Consider the following 16,827-nt stretch of genomic DNA (forward strand, 5'->3'; position numbering starts at 1 on the left):
CCCCGCCCCGCTCCTCCCCGACCCCGAAAGGCCCCTCCGTGCCCCTCACCCTGCTCCGCAACGTCCGCCCCTGGGCCGCCGACGCGTCCGACGTCCTGCTCGACGCCGACGCCATCCGCGCGATCGGCGCACCCGGCACGCTGACGGCGCCGGATGCCGTCGCGGTCGACGGAGACGGCGGCATCCTGATCCCGTCCTTCAGCGACGTGCACGTGCATCTCGACTCGACGCGGATGGGGCTGCCGTTCCGCCCGAACACCGCGGGCGACACGCGCTGGTCGCACATCATGAACGACCGGGAGAACTGGCGGTCGGCGGAGCGGTCGGTCGCCGAGCGGGCGACCTACACACTCGGGCGGATGATCGCGCAGGGGGCGACCCGGGTGCGCAGCCACGCCCAGGTCGACGCCGACTCCGGCCTGGAGAAGTTCGAGGGCGTCGTCGCGGCGCGCGAGGCGCACCGCGACCGCGCGTCCGTCGAGATCGTCGCCTTCCCGCAGGTGGGCATCCACCTCGAGGACGGGGTGCCCGACCTGCTCGATGTCGCGCTGCGCTCGGGAGCCGACCTCATCGGCGGCATCGACCCGTGCGAGATCGACCGCGACCCGGTGCGCCACCTCGACAGCGTCTTCGACCTCGCCGACCGTCACGGCGTCGGCGTCGACATCCACCTGCACGAGGGCGGCTCGCTGGGCCTGTTCTCCCTCGACCTCGTGCTCGAGCGCACCCGCGCACTCGGCATGGCCGGACGGGTCAGCGTGTCGCACGCCTTCTCGCTCGCCGACCGCTCCCCCGGCGTCGACCGCGCGCTCGAGCAGATCGCGGAGCTCGACGTCGCCCTCACCACGATCGCCCCGAAGGGGTCGCTGTCGGTCCCCCTCGACCTCCCGATCGAGCGGCTGCTGCAGCTCGGGATCCGCGTCGGGCTCGGGATGGACGGCCAGCGCGACTACTGGTCGCCGTGGGGCGACGGCGACATGCTCGAGCGCACGTGGATGCTCGCCTTCACGCAGGGGTTCTCCCGCGACGACCTGATCGAGGACTGCCTCGCGATCGCGACCTGGGGCGGCGCGTCGGTGATCGACGCCGACCTGCCGCGCCTCTCCCCCGGCGCGCGCCCGGGCGTCGCCGTCGGCGACCCGGCCGAGCTGGTCGTCGTCCGCGGCGACACCGCGACCGCCGCGGTCATGGACCGTCTCCCGCAGCGCCTCGTCATCCACCGCGGCCGCGTCGTGGCCGAGGACGACGACCTGCGATGACGGCGACGATCCTGGCGGTCAACTGCAACACGGATGCCGCGATGACGTCCGCCATCGCGGCGATCGGCCAGGCCGCCGCCTCGGCGGGGACGAGCGTCGTGGGCGTCACCCCGGCCTGGGGTCCCGCCTCGGCGGAGGGGTACGTCGAGAGCCTCGTCACGGCCGCGGCCGTCATGGATGCCGTCGCGAGCCGCACCGACCCGTTCGACGCCGTCGTGATGGCGGGCTTCGGCGAGCACGGCCGGGAGGGGATGCGCCAGCTCGTCCGCCAGCCGGTCGTCGACATCACGGAGGCGGCCGTGTTCGCCGCCTGCCTGCTCGGCCACCGCTTCGGCATCGTCACCACGGTCGACTCGGCGGTCGCCGGCATCCACGACAGTCTCGCCACGATGGGCACGAGCGGCCGGTGCCGATCGGTCCGTGCCGCGGAGGTGCACGTCTCGGCCATCGCCGACGACGTCGCCCGCACCGCGGACGCCCTCGAGGCGACCGGACGCGCGGTGCTCGCCGACGGCGCGGACGTGCTCGTGCTCGGCTGCGCCGGATTCGCGGGGCTGGACGCCGAACTGGAGCGCCGACTGAGGGTTCCCGTGGTCGACGGCGTCGCCGCCGCCGTGCGGTTCGCGGAGGGTCTGATCGCCCTCGGCAAACGCACCAGCACGGCGGGGCCGTATGCACCGCCCCGGGCCGGGAAGGCGTGGCGCGGGCCACGGCTCGGCGCGCTCCACGCGTTCACCTGAAACCCTGTTCATGCACAGGGAGCGGCGGAGTAGGATGCGGTCATGACGCTCCTCGACGGCATCACCTCCCGGATCATCGACACCGATCGGCTGCGCGTCGGCATCCTGGAACGGGTCGGCGACGACGCCGCAGCCGCGGCGGACCAGACGGTCGTCCTCGTCCACGGAAACGTGTCGTCGAGCCTGTTCTGGCAGGAGCTCATGCAGGACCTGCCCAGCGACCTGCGCGTGATCGCCATCGACCTCCGCGGCTTCGGCGAGTCCGAGAGCACGCCCGTCGACGCGACGCGCGGCGTCCGCGACTTCAGCGACGACGTGTTCGCGACGCTCCAGGTGCTGGGGCTGGACACCGCCCACCTCGTGGGCTGGTCGATGGGCGGCGGCGTCGTCATGCAGTACGCGATCGATCACCCGGTGCTCTCGCTCACCCTGCAGGCGCCCGTCTCGCCCTACGGCTTCGGCGGCACCCGCCGCGACGGATCGCGGCTCACCGACGACGACGCCGGCTGCGGCGGCGGCGCGGCGAACCCCGACTTCGTGCAGCGGCTCACCGACCGCGACACGACCGACGAGGCGCCGACGTCGCCGCGGAGCGTCTTCCGCTCGGGCTACGTCGCGCCCGGCTACACGAGCGCGCACGAGGACCTCTGGGTCGAGTCGATGAACACCACCTCGACGGCCACGGGCAACTACCCCGGCGACAGCGTCGCGAGCGAGAAATGGCCGGGGTTCGCCGCCGGCAGCATCGGCGTGCTCAACACGATGGCGCCGCGGTACTTCGACACCTCGGGCATCGTCGACATCGCGCGCAAACCCCCGATCCTCTGGGTACGCGGCGACGCGGACGCCATCGTCTCGGACGCGTCGTTCTTCGACCTCAACCACCTCGGCGCGCTCGGGGTGATCCCCGGCTGGCCGGGTGCCGACGTCGCGCCGGCCCAGGAGATGGTGTCGCAGACCCGCGACGTGCTGGAGGCCTACCGTGCGGCCGGCGGTGCCGTCACCGAGCTCGTGCTCGAGGGCGTCGGACACGCGCCGCACCTGGAGCAGCCGGCCGTCTTCCGCCGGGCGCTGCTGGAGAACGTCGGCTACATCGGCCGTCCGGCCGACCCGGCGCCGCCGACCGAGGCGATCATCCTCAGCTCGTCCGACTGACCGCGCACCCGCTCCCCGCGATCGGGCGGGTCAACGGCGCGCGTCGAAGAAGTCCCGCAGCAGCGCCCGCGCTTCGTCCTCCAGGATGCCGCCGACCACCTCGGCGCGCACGGGCAGGCGCCGGTCGCGCAGCACGTCGTACACCGACCCGGCCGCGCCGGCCTTCTCGTCCCACGCGCCGAACACGACGCGTCCGATGTGCGCCTGCAGGATGGCCCCCGCGCACATCAGGCAGGGCTCGAGGGTGACCGCGAGCGTGCACCCCTCCAGGTTCCAGGAGCCGAGGGATGCCGCGGCCTCGCGCAGCGCCACGACCTCGGCGTGGGCGGTGGGATCGGTGGTGGCCTCGCGCCGGTTGCGTCCGACGCCGATCACGGTGCCTGCGGCATCCCGCACGACGGCACCCACCGGGATCTCGCCCGCGGCACCGGCCTCGGCGGCGAGCGCGAGCGCGCGACGCAGCGCGCTCTCGTCGTCGACGCGGATCGGCAGGCTCACCCCTTCAGCGTAGGGCGACGGATGGGGAGTTCTCCCCATCGAAGCCCGTCACCGGCAGACCTAGACTCGTGTTCCGGAGGACACGATGGCGGATCTGGAGCTGAACACCGAGCAGGTGCGCGCGGTGGGCGCGGGACTGTCGCGGATCGCCGCGGAGTTCCAGAACGCGAACGTGCGCAGCGACAGCATCGCGGAGGCGGTCGGCCACGACGCACTCGCGGAGGCGGTCCGCTCCTTCGCGCACGCGTGGGACGACACCCGCGAGGAGATGACGTCGTCGATCTCGGGACTCGGCGAGGCGACGACCGCGATCGCCGACACCTTCGAACAGGCCGATCAGGAACTCGCCGCCGCGATGGACGGCACCTCGACGGTCGGCGCCTCGACACCGGCCGGCGGTGGCCGACGCCCAGAGGCAGCATCGTGAGGCCGGCGGACTGGTCGGCGGCCGGCTTCGGGACGGATCCCGTGCCTGGCGACCCCGACGGGGTGCGCCAGGGCGGAGGGAACTACCTCCAGATCGCCGACACCATCGGCGACACGGTGCGCGGGCTGCGCACCCTGGATCTCGGCGGCACCGTGTCGGAGGCCGTCGACGCCCTGGGCGAGACGGCGCGCACGGTTGCCGACGACATCGCCCGGGCCGAGCAACGGTATCGGGCCACCGGCAACGCCCTCGTCGGCTACGCGGCGGCGCTCGCATCGGCGCAGGACGACTCGCTCGCCGCTCTGCAGCGCGCGCACGCGGCGCAGAACGGCGCCGTCGACGCCCAGCGGGAGCGGCGACGCTACCTTCACCTCTCGGAGTCGTCCGACGATCCCGCGGAGGCCCTCCGCTACGAGCGCCTCGCCGACGATGCAGGCATCGATTCGCGCCAGGCCAGCGCCGCCGCAGGCGTCGCTCGTCAGCAGATCCTCGACGCCGCCGCCCGCCGCGACCGGGCCGCGGAAACTGCTCGCGACGAGATCCAGAACACCACCAGCGAGGACGGTCTCAACGACTCCTGGTGGGACGACTGGGGCAAGGACGTCCTGTCCGTCATCACCGATGTCGCCGGTACGATCTCCGCGATCGCCGGCATCCTCGCCCTCGTGGTGTCGTGGATCCCGGTGATCGGCCAGGCACTCGCGGCCGCATTGCTGCTCGTGGCCGGCATCGCCGCGATCATCAACGCGGTCGGCAACATCGTGCTGGCCTCGACGGGCGACCGCACGTGGGGAGAGGCCGCCGTGAGCATCGTCGGCGCCGCGCTCGCCGTCATCGGCCTGGGCGGCGCCGCCCGCGTCGTCGGGAACGTTGCGATGGCGGGCCGTATCAACGCCCAGGCCGCCGCCGAGGTCGCCGCCCGCGGGGGCACCGAGACGTTCGGTGCCCTGACGGTGCAGCAGGCCATCCGGCTGCGCCCGCAGCAGCTCGCCGAGTCGGAGCGTCTCTGGGCGACGCCGGTGGCCGACCTGGCGAAGGGGGACGACGTCTTCCGCCTCTACGGCGACGGCGCTGCACAGACCGGCGCCTCCTGGTCGACGCGGGCCCCGTCCACCTTCGGCGACTACCGCAGCGCCCTGGGCCTTCCCGACGTCAACTCCGCGGAGCGACTCGTCCACGCCACCGTCGACGATGTGGGCGCCGTCGTGCTGCAGCGCCACGCCCTGCCGCTGGACGGGATGCCCGGCGGCGCCCCGGAGTACATCATCGTCGGGGGCGACCTCGCGTCGAAGGGACTGACGAACGTGACGGACATCGTCTGGTCGGTGGCGCGATGAGGGTCTCGGAGCTCTCGTTCCCGGTGGCTCTGCGCCTCATCAATACGGTGGCGCCCTTCGACGGCGTCCGCGTGGCCGCGTCGGACGACGCACTGCATGCGGCGGGGGCCTTCATCGTCTACGACACGGGTGCCGGGCCGCAGTACGGCTACATCGACACGCGCCTGGCCCGCGACGTGCGCGGACGGCGATGGGGCATGGGCCTGCTCTACGACGTCGACCCGACCGCATCCGCGGAGAACGTCCGCAGTCCGCTCGACCGGCGGTTCCGCGAGCGCGCGGAGGTCGAGTTCGAAGACGCCGGAGAGCTTTAGGCTGACAACCGTGACCGACGATCCGCTCGCGCCGATCCCCACCGCGCCCGCCGTCGACGTGGGCTCGGAGCGCCTCGCCGCCGCCCTGGCGACGAACGATCCGATCGAGATCGGGCGGGCGCTGCGCCACGACGTCGTCGTGATCCCCCTCATGCGTACCCCGGACGGGCAGACACAGACCCTCACGGTGGCCGCCGACGACCCCGACGGCGAGCGCCGCTGGGAGTTGCACCTCTTCTCGTCGTCGCAGACCCTCGCGGCCTGGGCGGCGGGTGAGCGCGAAGCGGCGGAGTTCGCACTGCAACGCGGTCCCGGGCTGGTGCCGCTGCTCGACGCGTACGCGCCGCTGCTGCGTCGTGTGGTGTTCGATCCCGCCGGTCCGCACCCGGTTCACGCCTCGGCGGCGGACGTGCGCGCCGCCCTCGAACCGCAACCCGGCGACGACGACGTCGCATGGATCACGCAGCAACCCGAGCGCGGGCTGCGCGCCGGCGAGCGCGTCGTGGGACTCGACCTCGTCCTCGGCGATGACTGGGCCCAGCTCGATCTCACCTCATCCCTCACGATCGACGCCGATGCGAAGGCGATCGTCGACGCCCAGCTGACCGGGCTTCCTCCTGCGCCGGTGCTGCGCGGGCAGCTGATCGCGTGGCTGCGTCAGTCGGCGCGCACGGCGGCCGGCGCCGGCGGGCGGTCGATGGCCTACCTCACCCGTCGAACGACGGACGCCGCGGCGGCCGTGGCGGTCACGGTGTACTGGCAGGAGCTCGGGCCGGCCGGTGCCGACGACCACATGCTGAGCCTGCGAACCCGCCTCGCGGCCGCGACCGGAACGCAGGACGAGCTCGTCACGGCATCCACCGCTGGCGGCCCCCTGCTGCGTCACACGACACGGCGCCTCGGACCCAGTGAGCTGAGCGGACGCCCTGTGGGAGTGATCGACTACTGGCTGCAGTTCCCCGACGGACGCGGCCTCTGCCTGGTGAGCTTCTCGACGCCGCACGTCGACCAGCTCGACGCCGTGCGCACGCTCAGTGACGCCGTCGTGCTGGCCGCGGCGTGGCAGCTCGCGCCGTCGGACGACGAGGCGGACGCGTAGGCTGACATCATGCGCGTGCACGTTGCCGATCACCCCCTCATCACCCACAAGCTCACGGTGCTGCGCGACGAGCGCACACCGTCGCCGGTGTTCCGCCAGCTCACCGAGGAGCTGCTGACGCTGCTCGCCTACGAGGCGACCCGCGGCGTGCGTGTCGAGGAGGTCGAGATCCAGACGCCCGTCACGACGACGACCGGGGTGCGCATCTCCGAGCCGCGTCCCCTCGTGGTGCCGATCCTGCGCGCCGGCCTCGGCATGCTCGACGGCATGGTGAAGCTGCTGCCCACCGCCGAGATCGGCTTCCTCGGCATGGCGCGCAACGAGGAGACCCTCCAGCCGTACACGTACGCCGAGCGCCTTCCCGGCGACCTCAGCGACCGCCAGTGCTTCGTGCTCGACCCGATGCTCGCGACGGGAGGCTCCTTGGGGGCCGCGATCGACTTCCTGTTCGCCCGCGGGGCGCAGGACGTCACCGCGATCTGCATCCTCGGCGCCCCGGAGGGCGTCGCGAAGATCGAGGAGCTCGTCGGCGACCGCGACGTCACGCTGGTGCTCGGCGCGCTCGACGAGCGGCTGAACGAGAAGGGCTACATCGTGCCCGGTCTCGGCGACGCCGGCGACCGCCTCTACGGCACCGTCTGACCCGCCGCCGACGCCTTCATCCGTCCGCTCCGGTCGCCATCGCCGCCGCGAAGCGGCGCCGCGGGACGGACGAAGCGCGGGTGGCGGTCACAGCCAGCGGCGGCGCTTGAAGATGACGTACAGCACGGCCGGGAACGTGATCATCACCGTGAGGGCGACCGGATAGCCGTACTCCCAGTGCAGCTCCGGCATGACGTCGAAGTTCATGCCGTAGACGGTGCCGATCAGCGTCGGCGCGAAGATGATGGCCGCCCACGAGGAGATCTTCTTGACCTGCTCGTTCTGCGCGAGGTTGACCTCGGTCTGCCGCCGGGCGACGAGCGCCGAGTGCACGGTGAGCGCCTTGTCCAGCACGGCGCGGAACCCGTCGATGCGCTCCGTGACCCGCAGCGCGTGGTCGCGGACGTCGCGCAGCCGGCGCTGCAGCTCGATGTCGACGTGGTACGCCTCATGGCCCCGCTGCAGCCACTCGATGATCGGCACCAGCGGATGCGTCGCGCGCGCGAACCGGTTCAGCTCGCCCGACAGCTCGTAGATGCGGCGGGAGAGCGCGTCGTCGTCGGCGTCGCCGAACAGGTCGTCCTCGATCTCGTCGATGTCGTTCTCGATGCCGGCGACGAGCGGCTCGTACTCGTCGACCACGCGATCCAACACCGCGTACAGGACGGCCTCCGACCCGAGTGCCAGCAGCTCGGGCTGCTCCTCGAGCCGCCGCCGGACGGCACCGAGGTCGGGCGACTCGGCGTGGCGGATGGTGATGAGGAAGTCGGGGCCGACGAAGAGGTGCAGCTCGCCGATGTCGAGCTCTTCGCGCTCGTCGTCGTAGCGGGCCGGGCGCAGCACCACGAAGAGCGTGTCGCCGTAGCGCTCCACCTTCGAGCGCTGGTGGCCCAGGGCGGCGTCCTCGATGGCGAGGGGGTGCAGCTCGAACTCGGCGGCCACCGAGGCGAGCTCCTGCTCGGACGGCCGGTAGAGACCGATCCAGGCGAAGCCCGCGTGCGCCTCCTGCAGCGCGTAGGCCTCGTCCAACGAGGCCGGCGTCGCGACGCGGACACCGTCCTTGTACACGGCGTTGTCGATCAGGGTCATGTCGGTCCTCCTCCGGATGGCGCGCGGCGCGGGGGTGGCGCAGGCGCGGATCATCGCGCACCCGTGTCGGGTGGGCGCGGGGTGCGCGCGGCTGACGGCGCGCACGGAAGCGCCGCGGAGGGGCCGGCTCTCAGAGCGAGGTGATGCCGGCGGCGCCCACCGCGGCGCGCCTACTATCGTCTGCCATGGTGTCTCACCGCCTCGGATCGGGGCCCGCCGCGCTCGGATACGCGGTGACGGGCCTCGGTGAGTATAGCCCCCGCGGGTGACGTGACCTCACAGGCGGCTCACGCCTCGGAGCGACGCCCCGTCTCCTGCTCCCAGAACTCCAGCTGCTGGGTGAGCGCCTTCGCGAGCTCGAACACCTGCTGGGGAGGGATGCGCACCCGTTGGACGACGCGGCCGGGCACGACCGTGACCGGGGCACCCTCGGCATCCACCCCCGCCTGCGGGGGCCGGGCGAGGCAGACGAAGTCCATCACGAACACGTCGGGGGTGTGCCAGACGTTCGCGAAGTCGGCGTACGTGCCCGCCACGATCTCGGGGGGCAGGTCGATCTCGAACTGCCGGGGCGTCTCATCGTTCATGCCGTCCTCCTTCTCGCGGTGCGTCGGCCGCGGCGCCGGGGCCGCCCGCCGGCAGGGACGTCTTGCGGCGAGTCTACGTGCGGTCCGCGCCGACGAGCCGCGCGAACGCGCTGAGGCGGGTGACCCCGTCGGGCGTGCGCGGCAGATCGTCGAGCAGCCCCGTGCCGTACACGACGTAGGCCGTGTGCTCGGCGCGTGAGACCGCGACGTTCAGACGGTTCTGCAGCAGCAGGAACTCGAGGCCCCGCGGTGCGTCCCGCCCGCTGGATGCCGCGAGCGAGACGATCGCGACCGCGGCCTCCTGCCCCTGGAACTTGTCGACCGTGCCCACCGGGACCGTGCCGAACCCGGCCGCGACCAGCGCCGCCTCGACCAGCACCTGCTGCGCGTTGTACGGGGTGACGACGATGAGGTCGTCCGGCTCGAGCGGCCTCGGCGCGGCGCCCGCGGCGGCGGTCCATTCGCGGCCGACGAGGTCGCGCACGAGCGCGACGACCGCCTCCGCCTCCTCCGGCGACTGGGTCGCGTTGCCGGTGTGCGCGAGCGCGACCGGCACGACGCCGGGCAGGATGCCCGCGAGGCGGCGCGCCGCGGTCGACGGATGCGCGGCCAGCTTCCCGTCGTACGACAGCTCCGACACCGGCGCCGCGACCTCGGGGCGCATGCGGCGGGTCTGCGCGAGGAAGAAGCCGCGATCCTCCGCGATGACGGCGGCGCCGTCCATGACCCAGCCGAGCGCCGATGTGTCCACCGGCTCGGGGTGCGTGCCCTGGCTCACCTGCGGGAGCTGCTGGGGGTCGCCCAGCAGCATCAGGCGCGGGGCGGCGACCGAGACGGCGATCGTCGAGGCGAGCGAGAACTGGCCCGCCTCGTCGATGACCAGCAGGTCGAGGCTTCCGCGCGGCACGCGTCCGGCGTGGCTGAGGTCCCAGGCGGTGCCCCCGATCACGAAGCCCCCGGGATGGTCGGCGGCGAAGGCGGCGTAGCCGTCTTTGGCGATGGGGGTGAACGGCTCGGAACCGGACGCGGGCCCCTTGCCCTTCATGGCCTTCGCGACGAGCTCGGCCGGCACGCCCGCCTCGACGATGCGCGCGAGCATGTTCTCGACGACGGCGTGGGACTGCGCCACGACCCCGACGCGATAGCCGTGCTCACGCACCAGCCGCGCCACGACGTGCGATCCGACGTAGGTCTTGCCCGTGCCCGGCGGGCCCTGGACCGCCAGGTAGCTGTGGTCCAGATCGTGCACCGACCGCGCGATGTCGTCGACGTCGTCGCGGGGCAGGTCGCCGGCGATGACCGCCCGCGTGAGCCCGCCCCGACGCGTGCGCGGCGGACGGCGCAGCAGGAGGTCGGTCGCGGCATCCCGCGGGAAGTCCGCGGTGCGGGCGGCGCCGGAGTCGATGAGCCCATCGGCCCACTGATCGATCGCGGCCTGCTGCGATCCCGCCTGGGGCGGGGCGGGCGGGGTCAGCGCGAGGGGCAGCTCCTGCCAGGTGAAGCCCTGCACGGAGTTCTCCTCCACGACCACGCCGTCATCGAGCACGTCGACGATCCGCACCGATCGTGCGGCGTGGATCCAGCGCGGACTCGTGTCGATCGGGAACGGCGCGGGCAGCTCGTAGAGCACGAACGCCGAGCCGTCGGCGCTCAGCTTCGTCCCGGGGGCGAGGTCGCCGCGCAGCTCCACCACGCGTCGCTGCACCCGACCTCCCTCCGGGATGTGCCAGTCGCTCAGGATGCGGCAGCGGTCGTGGTCGAAGACGATGACGTCGCGCGTGTCCTCCCAGATCGACACCGGCTCGCGCAGGCGCAGGAAGTGCGTCGCCCAGAACGTCTTCGCCTCGCGCGGGTAGTAGTCGATCGCGGCCGCGCCGAGCCGGAGGGCGAGCACGGCCGTCTCGTCAGGTGCCGCCGCGGATGCCGCCGCCACCGCCATCCGGTTCAGTGCCTCCGCCCGCGGGGAGGGCTCGTAGGGACGCTCCGCGGCGTCGACGTCCGCCGAGGGCACGAGGCGCGCCTCGCGGGCCCGGTCGACGAGCCAGTTGCGCAGCCTGCGGGTGGAGACGCAGTCGTAGCGGTTGTAGTCCGCGAGGTCGTCGAGGATGGCGGCCCCCGCATCCGGCGCCCCCGACTCGATCGCCGCGCGGGCCTCGACGTACTTCACGATCGAGTCGTCGCCGCGCTGGACGTCGCTCGTGCGCACCTCGGCGCCCATGTAGAGCGGCTCCAGCTTCTTGATCGAGTACGAGCGCGACCCCACCCGCAGCGCCCGGCGCACGATCGGGTAGAGATCGACGAAGACGCCCTCGCGCAGCAGCGTGTCGACCTCGGCCTCGCGCACGCCGTAGCGGGCGGCCATCGCGAGCAGGTGGGTCGGCTCGTACGGCGCGTAGTGGTAGATGTGCATGCCGGGGTGGGCGCGCCGACGCAGCGCCACGAGGTCGAGGAAGTCCTCGAGCGCCCGGCGTTCCTCGGCGAAGGTGTGCGCCCACAGCGCCGCGTACTGCTCGTCGTCGTCGACCCACCCGAACAGGTAGTCGATCCCCCACATCGCACCGCTCGTCCCCGTCGCCCCGGTCGTCCCGGGGGCACCGTCGGCGGACTCGGTGTAGAGCGGGTCGCCCTCGAAGTCGAAGAACAGGTCGCCGCGGTCGGGGCGCGGGAGCGCGCCGATGGCCGTCGGGAGCACCACCTCGTAGGTCGGCACCGGCGGCAGCTCCGAGGTCGGCGCCGCATCCCCGACGCCGCCGGCCGGGCTCTCGAGCTGGAGTCGGGCCTGCGTGCGCAGGCCCGCGAACGCGTCCCACGACATGCGCGCCGGGGCCTCGCGCGCCGCCGCGAGCGCGTCGATCGTGCGGATGCCGTCCAGGCGCAGCCGATCCCGCTGGACCGGACGCATGCCGGCGACCAGCAGCAGGTCGCGGTGGGCGACGACCTCCGCGTCGCACGTCGCGCACCGGCCGCACGCCACGATGCGCAGGGCGCCGCGGTCGTCGCCCCACGCGATCGCGTCACCGTCGGCACCGGCGGCCAGATCGCGGTCGGCGATGAGCGCACGCAGGCGCTCGCGCCGCAGGCGGAACACCGGCATGAGGTCGCGCACGGCGTGCGTCGAGGTCGAGCCGTCGCCCAGCAGCAGCTCCACCCGGTCGCTGCGCGCGACGCCGAGACGGTCGAGCTGATCGACGTATGCCGCGAGCTGCATGAGCGCCGTCACCCGCGCGCGGCGGGCGAGCTTGGTGTCCTGCACGACCCACGGCGTGGGCGCGGCGGCCGTCGGGTCGTCGCGGACGAGGAAGTCGGCGAAGCCCACGAACTCGTCCGTCGCGAAGACGGCCTGATACACGACGGCGACCGTCGGATCGGCCAGCGCCGCGGTGGTCGCGGCGACCGCGACGGCGACGGCCTCGGCATCCGAGGACCGCGTCTCGGGCAGCTCGACCACACGGCCCGGGTACTGCGCGCGGTACGCCTCGAGCTGGCGCCGTTCGTGCTGCGTCCCCAGCCGTCCCGCCCGCTCGAGGGTGAGATCGGTGGGTTCCTCCACCGCGGGCACCCGTCCGAGCTTCGCGTCGATCGCCCGGAGCCAGGCGAACTCGCACTCCGCAGCGGCCTTCAGATCGGTCGCGCTCCAGACGATGCGCGCCCCGCTGCCGCTGTCTTCGATGTATCGCATGTCGCCCTTCCGTCTTCGACGCTAGTCGCAGGCCCCGACATCGCGCACCGCGGGCCGCCGCGCACACGCCGGAGCGCCGTGCACCTGCCAGACTGGACACGTGATCGAGAACCTGCCGTTCGAGAGCGTCTACCGGCACGGCTTCGCGCGCGTCGCCGCCGCCACGATCCCCGTCGCCATCGCCGACCCGGCGCGAAACGCCGAGGCCGTCATCGACGCGACCCGGGCCCTGAGCGACGACGCGGTCGCCGTCGCGGTCTTCCCCGAGCTCTGCCTCAGCGGATACGCCATCGACGACCTCGTCATGCAGGATGCCGTGCTCGACGCCGTCCACGCGGCCATCGCGACGCTCGTCGAGGCGTCGCGCGAGCTCCGGCCGCTCATCGCCGTCGGCGCGCCGCTGCGCCTGGACGCCCGCGTGTACAACTGCGCGGTCCTCATCCACCGCGGCCGTGTGCTCGGCGTCGTCCCGAAGAGCTACCCGCTGACCTACCGCGAGTTCTACGAGGCCCGGTGGTACGCCGCCGGCGCGGGCGCCCCGGCCGCCACCGTCCTCGCAGGTCAGGAGGTGCCGGTCGGCGCCGACCTGCTGTTCGCCGCGACCGACGTGCCCGGGCTCGTCGTGCACGCCGAGGTCTGCGAGGACATGTGGGTGCCGATCCCGCCGTCCTCGGCCGCCGCCCTCGCCGGCGCGACGGTGCTGCTCAACCTGTCCGGCAGCCCCATCACGGTCGCCCGGGCCGACGACCGGCACCTGCTCGCGAAGGCGCAGTCGTTCCGCTGCAACGCCGCCTACGTGTACGCCGCGGCGGGGATCGGCGAGTCGACGAACGACGTGTCGTGGGACGGCCAGACGATGATCTACGAGTCCGGCGCCCTCCTGGCCGAGAGCGAGCGCTTCCCCGACGGCCCGCGCTCCTCGGTCGCCGACGTCGACCTCGACCGCCTGCGCCAGGACCGGCTCCGGCAGGGGACCTTCGACGACAACCGCCGCGTCAGCGCGCCCGGCGCGCGCACGGTCGCCTTCACCGTCGACCCCCCGGCATCCGACATCGGTCTGCGCCGCGCGCTCGACCGCTTCCCGTTCGTCCCCGACGACGCGGCCCGTCTCGACCAGGACTGCTTCGAGGCGTTCAGCATCCAGGTCTCCGCCCTCGAGCAGCGCATGCGCGCGATCGGCTCGCCCAAGCCGGTCATCGGCGTCTCGGGCGGCCTGGACTCGACCCACGCCCTGCTCGTGGTCGCCCGCGCGATGGACCGGATGGGCCGCCCGCGCAGCGACATCCTCGCCTACACGATGCCGGGCTTCGCGACGAGCGATCACACGAAGTCGAATGCGATCGCCCTCGCCGAGGCGATCGGCGCGTCGATCGAGACCATCGACATCCGTCCGATGGCGACCGCACTGCTCACGGGCATCGGCCATCCCTTCGCCGACGGCGAGCCGGTCTACGACGTGACGTTCGAGAACGTGCAGGCCGGCGCCCGCACCGACTTCCTCTTCCGACTCGCGAACCAGAACGGCGGCTTCGTCGTCGGCACCTCCGACCTGTCGGAGCTCGCCCTCGGGTGGGCCACCTACGGCGTCGGCGACCAGATGAGCCACTACGCCGTCAACGCCGGCGTGCCCAAGACCCTGATCCAGCACCTCATCCGCTGGGTGATCGCCCACTCCGACGGCGACGGGACCGCCCTCACCGACGAGGCGAAGGCCGTGCTGCAGTCGGTGCTCGACACCGAGATCAGCCCCGAGCTCGTCCCGGCGGGCCAGGACGGCAAGGTGCAGTCCACCGAAGACACGATCGGCCCGTACGCCCTGCACGACTTCACGCTGTTCCACGTGCTGCGCTACGGCCTGCGTCCGTCGAAGATCGCCTTCCTCGCCGAGCGCGCCTGGCGCGACGCGGATGCCGGGACATGGCCGCCCGGCTTCCCGGCATCCGACCGCTACGCGTACGACCGCGACACCGTCGTGCGCTGGCTGCGCGTGTTCCTGCGCCGCTTCTTCGGCTTCGCCCAGTTCAAGCGCACGGCGATCCCCAACGGCCCCAAGGTGCTCGCGGCCGGCTCGCTGTCGCCGCGCGGCGACTGGCGCGCCCCCAGCGACGGCAACCCCGCGGTCTGGCTCGCCGAGCTCGACCGGGCGCTGCCGCCCGCCTGACCCCCGTCGCCGTTCATCCGTCCCGTGTCGTCGTGTCGCGCCGCGCGAGGCGACGCGAGGGGACGGATGAAGGCGGTGCTCAGGCGGCGGGGAGCGTTCCGATCGCGACCGTGATGACCCAGCTGTCGCGCGAGGCGTCGACCAGGGTGTACTTCATGTTGCGGTCGGGGATCCACCCCTTGAGCCGCCCCATGTCGAGCCGCACGCGCTCGGGGGCGACGCGCACCCCGCGTCCGTCGGCCTCGAGCACCGCCTGCACGCGCACCCAGTGCTGCAACAGGTCGGGGATGTTGTTCGGGTCGAACAGGTGCGAGTGCTTCTGCATCAGCCGGATGTCGGCCTGCTCCGGCGTCATGTCGCGGATGTCGATGCCCAGCGGCAGGCCGGGGTCGCAGATCGCGACGACCGTCGCCGCGCGATAGCTCGCCGTGACGATCGCGATCGGCAGCTCCTGCCCGTCGCGCGAGGCGATGAGACGCGTGTGGTAGCCGAAGCCGCGCGGGGCCTCGCGCTCGATGCGGATCTCGGTCATGTCGCAGCCGAGACGCGCGGCGATGAGCTCCTTCGCGAGGATGCGGCGGCGATCGTGCACGCTCGTGCCGGGATCCCACCCGAGACGCGCCGCAACCGAGGAGGGGGTGTCCAGGAGTACCGAGGTGAGTGTCATGTCGTCCTTCCTTCCCCCGTGCCGACGGGGATTGCCACGCCGTCCCATCTTGACCCACATCGGCCTTCCGCAGGGAGGGGATGCGGCGTGAGAAAGCCCGCGGAGCGGGGCGCACTCGATAGTGTCTATGTATCCGCGCATCCTCTCCACGGAGAGCCGTGCTGCGCCGTGACGGACAAGACGAAGGAAAAGTGCATGTCGACACCTCCGCCCACCGACCCCGACGGCGCCCCCGGCGACACCCCGGATGCCGCCGCGTCCGCTCCGGCGGACGACCAGCCCACCCAGGCCTACCCCACCCCGGATGCCCAGCCGACCGAGGCCTACCCGCCGGCCACCGGCGGCTACGGCGACGCGTACGTGGCGCCGACCGCGCCCCCGCTGCCCCCCGTGCCGCCCGCGGCAGCCCCGTACGGCCAGCCCGGATACGCGGCCGCGTCGTTCGGACAGCCCGGGGCGGTGCCGCCCGGCCCCGTCCCTCCGCAGCCGGGACAGCCCGACACCCGGTCCAAGGCGATCGCGTGGACGGCGCTCGGACTGGCGGCGGGCGGAACGATCCTCAGCCTCGTCGGCCTCGTGCCCGTGCCGTGGGTCGGCCTCGTGGCCGTGCTCATCGGCGGTCTGCTGCTGCTGGCGGGCTTCATCTTCTCGATCGTCGGGCTGGCCGGCAAGCGCTACGGCGGCAAGCCGCTGAGCATCACGGCGCTCGTGCTGTCGCTCGTGGGCGCGACGATCGGTGCGTTCGCCCTGATCTGGTCGATCGTGCTTCTCGGCCTCTCCGCGGCCGGGTCGTCGATCGATGACGTGCTGGCCCCCTCCGCGACGCCGTCGGCGGAGGTCACGCCCGGCGCCGGTCTGCCGACCGACGACAGCGAGGCCGACGCGGCCGAGGAGACCGCCGCCGAGCAGGCGTTCATCGCCGACGTCCGCCCGAAGGTCAACGACATCTTCGCCGAGGTCGACCCGACCGCCACGCCGGACGTCATCGAGGAGGTGCTCCCCGACGAGTCGCTCATCATCATCGGCCAGACGCTGCTGGTGACCGGGGACAGCGGCGTCGAAGACCTCGTCCAGCAGACCATCACCAGCATCGGCGCCGATGAGAGCGCCGCCGACCTGCTGCGCACGCTGTACCAGGAGATCCTGGCCTCCGCGAAGACCTACCTGCAGTAG

At 72.9% G+C, this 16,827-nt stretch carries 15 protein-coding genes; 10 read left to right on the forward strand and 5 right to left on the reverse strand.

The window, feature by feature from the left end; translation table 11 throughout:
- The first annotated feature begins 38 nt into the window (after positions 1 to 38).
- Genes AC6CQV_RS11260 through AC6CQV_RS11270 form a run of 3 tightly spaced genes read left to right on the forward strand, consistent with a single transcriptional unit; the run spans position 39 to position 3,154 of the window.
- Complete coding sequence (locus AC6CQV_RS11260; protein WP_498259505.1) at positions 39 to 1,259, forward strand: amidohydrolase family protein; 1,221 nt, start codon at positions 39 to 41, stop codon at positions 1,257 to 1,259.
- Positions 1,256 to 1,999: an aspartate/glutamate racemase family protein gene (locus AC6CQV_RS11265; RefSeq protein WP_498259506.1), complete on the forward strand. Its 744-nt coding sequence runs from the start codon at positions 1,256 to 1,258 to the stop codon at positions 1,997 to 1,999. The genes AC6CQV_RS11260 and AC6CQV_RS11265 overlap by 4 nt, the downstream gene beginning before the upstream one ends.
- A 42-nt stretch (positions 2,000 to 2,041) precedes the next feature.
- Positions 2,042 to 3,154 (forward strand): alpha/beta fold hydrolase, encoded by a 1,113-nt coding sequence (locus AC6CQV_RS11270; protein ID WP_498259507.1) that lies wholly within the window; start codon positions 2,042 to 2,044, stop codon positions 3,152 to 3,154.
- A gap of 30 nt (positions 3,155 to 3,184) precedes the next feature.
- Here AC6CQV_RS11270 and AC6CQV_RS11275 read toward each other — a convergent pair whose 3' ends face one another.
- On the reverse strand, positions 3,185 to 3,652 hold the full coding sequence (locus AC6CQV_RS11275) for a nucleoside deaminase (protein ID WP_498259508.1): 468 nt from the start codon (positions 3,650 to 3,652) through the stop codon (positions 3,185 to 3,187).
- A gap of 85 nt (positions 3,653 to 3,737) precedes the next feature.
- On the opposite strand from AC6CQV_RS11275, the gene AC6CQV_RS11280 reads away from it, so the two are divergent.
- From AC6CQV_RS11280 to upp, 5 genes are read left to right on the forward strand one after another with little or no spacing between them, the layout of a single operon-like run.
- Positions 3,738 to 4,079 carry a hypothetical protein gene (locus AC6CQV_RS11280; RefSeq protein ID WP_498259509.1) on the forward strand — a complete coding sequence of 114 codons (342 nt, stop codon included), beginning with the start codon at positions 3,738 to 3,740 and terminating at the stop codon, positions 4,077 to 4,079.
- The gene (locus AC6CQV_RS11285; protein WP_060961052.1) at positions 4,076 to 5,416 is read left to right on the forward strand and encodes a putative T7SS-secreted protein; all 1,341 of its coding nucleotides are present in this window, start codon (positions 4,076 to 4,078) and stop codon (positions 5,414 to 5,416) included. Before AC6CQV_RS11280 ends, AC6CQV_RS11285 begins: the two co-directional genes overlap by 4 nt.
- The gene (locus tag AC6CQV_RS11290) at positions 5,413 to 5,730 is read left to right on the forward strand and encodes a hypothetical protein (RefSeq protein ID WP_101305603.1); all 318 of its coding nucleotides are present in this window, start codon (positions 5,413 to 5,415) and stop codon (positions 5,728 to 5,730) included. The genes AC6CQV_RS11285 and AC6CQV_RS11290 overlap by 4 nt, the downstream gene beginning before the upstream one ends.
- Positions 5,731 to 5,740: 10 nt before the next feature.
- A complete protein-coding gene (locus tag AC6CQV_RS11295) occupies positions 5,741 to 6,829 on the forward strand; it encodes a hypothetical protein (protein WP_498259510.1) in 1,089 nt (362 codons plus the stop codon).
- Positions 6,830 to 6,838: 9 nt separating this feature from the next.
- Positions 6,839 to 7,471: a uracil phosphoribosyltransferase gene (gene upp / locus AC6CQV_RS11300; RefSeq protein ID WP_060961049.1), complete on the forward strand. Its 633-nt coding sequence runs from the start codon at positions 6,839 to 6,841 to the stop codon at positions 7,469 to 7,471.
- Positions 7,472 to 7,558: 87 nt separating this feature from the next.
- On the opposite strand, the gene AC6CQV_RS11305 is transcribed toward upp, so the two are convergent.
- The 3 genes from AC6CQV_RS11305 to AC6CQV_RS11315 all read right to left on the reverse strand — a co-directional run bounded on the left by AC6CQV_RS11305 (position 7,559) and on the right by AC6CQV_RS11315 (position 12,826).
- A complete protein-coding gene (locus AC6CQV_RS11305) occupies positions 7,559 to 8,560 on the reverse strand; it encodes a magnesium and cobalt transport protein CorA (protein WP_060961048.1) in 1,002 nt (333 codons plus the stop codon).
- Positions 8,561 to 8,847: 287 nt separating this feature from the next.
- On the reverse strand, positions 8,848 to 9,147 hold the full coding sequence (locus AC6CQV_RS11310; protein ID WP_060961047.1) for a DUF3467 domain-containing protein: 300 nt from the start codon (positions 9,145 to 9,147) through the stop codon (positions 8,848 to 8,850).
- Between the two features lie 73 nt (positions 9,148 to 9,220).
- The gene (locus tag AC6CQV_RS11315; protein ID WP_498259511.1) at positions 9,221 to 12,826 is read right to left on the reverse strand and encodes a TM0106 family RecB-like putative nuclease; all 3,606 of its coding nucleotides are present in this window, start codon (positions 12,824 to 12,826) and stop codon (positions 9,221 to 9,223) included.
- Between the two features lie 100 nt (positions 12,827 to 12,926).
- On the opposite strand from AC6CQV_RS11315, the gene AC6CQV_RS11320 reads away from it, so the two are divergent.
- Entirely contained in the window at positions 12,927 to 14,987 is a 2,061-nt protein-coding gene (locus tag AC6CQV_RS11320; protein ID WP_205282313.1) for an NAD(+) synthase, read from the forward strand.
- 79 nt (positions 14,988 to 15,066) lie between these two features.
- Here AC6CQV_RS11320 and AC6CQV_RS11325 read toward each other — a convergent pair whose 3' ends face one another.
- Entirely contained in the window at positions 15,067 to 15,654 is a 588-nt protein-coding gene (locus AC6CQV_RS11325; protein WP_101305598.1) for a 4'-phosphopantetheinyl transferase family protein, read from the reverse strand.
- Between the two features lie 195 nt (positions 15,655 to 15,849).
- On the opposite strand from AC6CQV_RS11325, the gene AC6CQV_RS11330 reads away from it, so the two are divergent.
- Positions 15,850 to 16,827, forward strand: coding sequence for a hypothetical protein (locus AC6CQV_RS11330; protein ID WP_498259512.1), 978 nt, complete (start codon positions 15,850 to 15,852; stop codon positions 16,825 to 16,827).

The organism is Microbacterium sp. EG9 (genome assembly GCF_059759475.1).

Excerpts from the sequence above, each read along its gene's own strand:
- AC6CQV_RS11265 (WP_498259506.1), top strand. The coding sequence starts at position 1,256 with ATGACGGCGACGATCCTGGCGGTCAACTGCAACACGGATGCCGCGATG.
- AC6CQV_RS11270 (WP_498259507.1), top strand. The coding sequence starts at position 2,042 with ATGACGCTCCTCGACGGCATCACCTCCCGGATCATCGACACCGATCGG.
- AC6CQV_RS11280 (WP_498259509.1), top strand. The coding sequence starts at position 3,738 with ATGGCGGATCTGGAGCTGAACACCGAGCAGGTGCGCGCGGTGGGCGCG.
- AC6CQV_RS11290 (WP_101305603.1), top strand. The coding sequence starts at position 5,413 with ATGAGGGTCTCGGAGCTCTCGTTCCCGGTGGCTCTGCGCCTCATCAAT.
- upp (WP_060961049.1), top strand. The coding sequence starts at position 6,839 with ATGCGCGTGCACGTTGCCGATCACCCCCTCATCACCCACAAGCTCACG.
- AC6CQV_RS11305 (WP_060961048.1), bottom strand. The coding sequence starts at position 8,560 with ATGACCCTGATCGACAACGCCGTGTACAAGGACGGTGTCCGCGTCGCG.
- AC6CQV_RS11310 (WP_060961047.1), bottom strand. The coding sequence starts at position 9,147 with ATGAACGATGAGACGCCCCGGCAGTTCGAGATCGACCTGCCCCCCGAG.
- AC6CQV_RS11315 (WP_498259511.1), bottom strand. The coding sequence starts at position 12,826 with ATGCGATACATCGAAGACAGCGGCAGCGGGGCGCGCATCGTCTGGAGC.
- AC6CQV_RS11325 (WP_101305598.1), bottom strand. The coding sequence starts at position 15,654 with ATGACACTCACCTCGGTACTCCTGGACACCCCCTCCTCGGTTGCGGCG.
- AC6CQV_RS11330 (WP_498259512.1), top strand. The coding sequence starts at position 15,850 with ATGTCGACACCTCCGCCCACCGACCCCGACGGCGCCCCCGGCGACACC.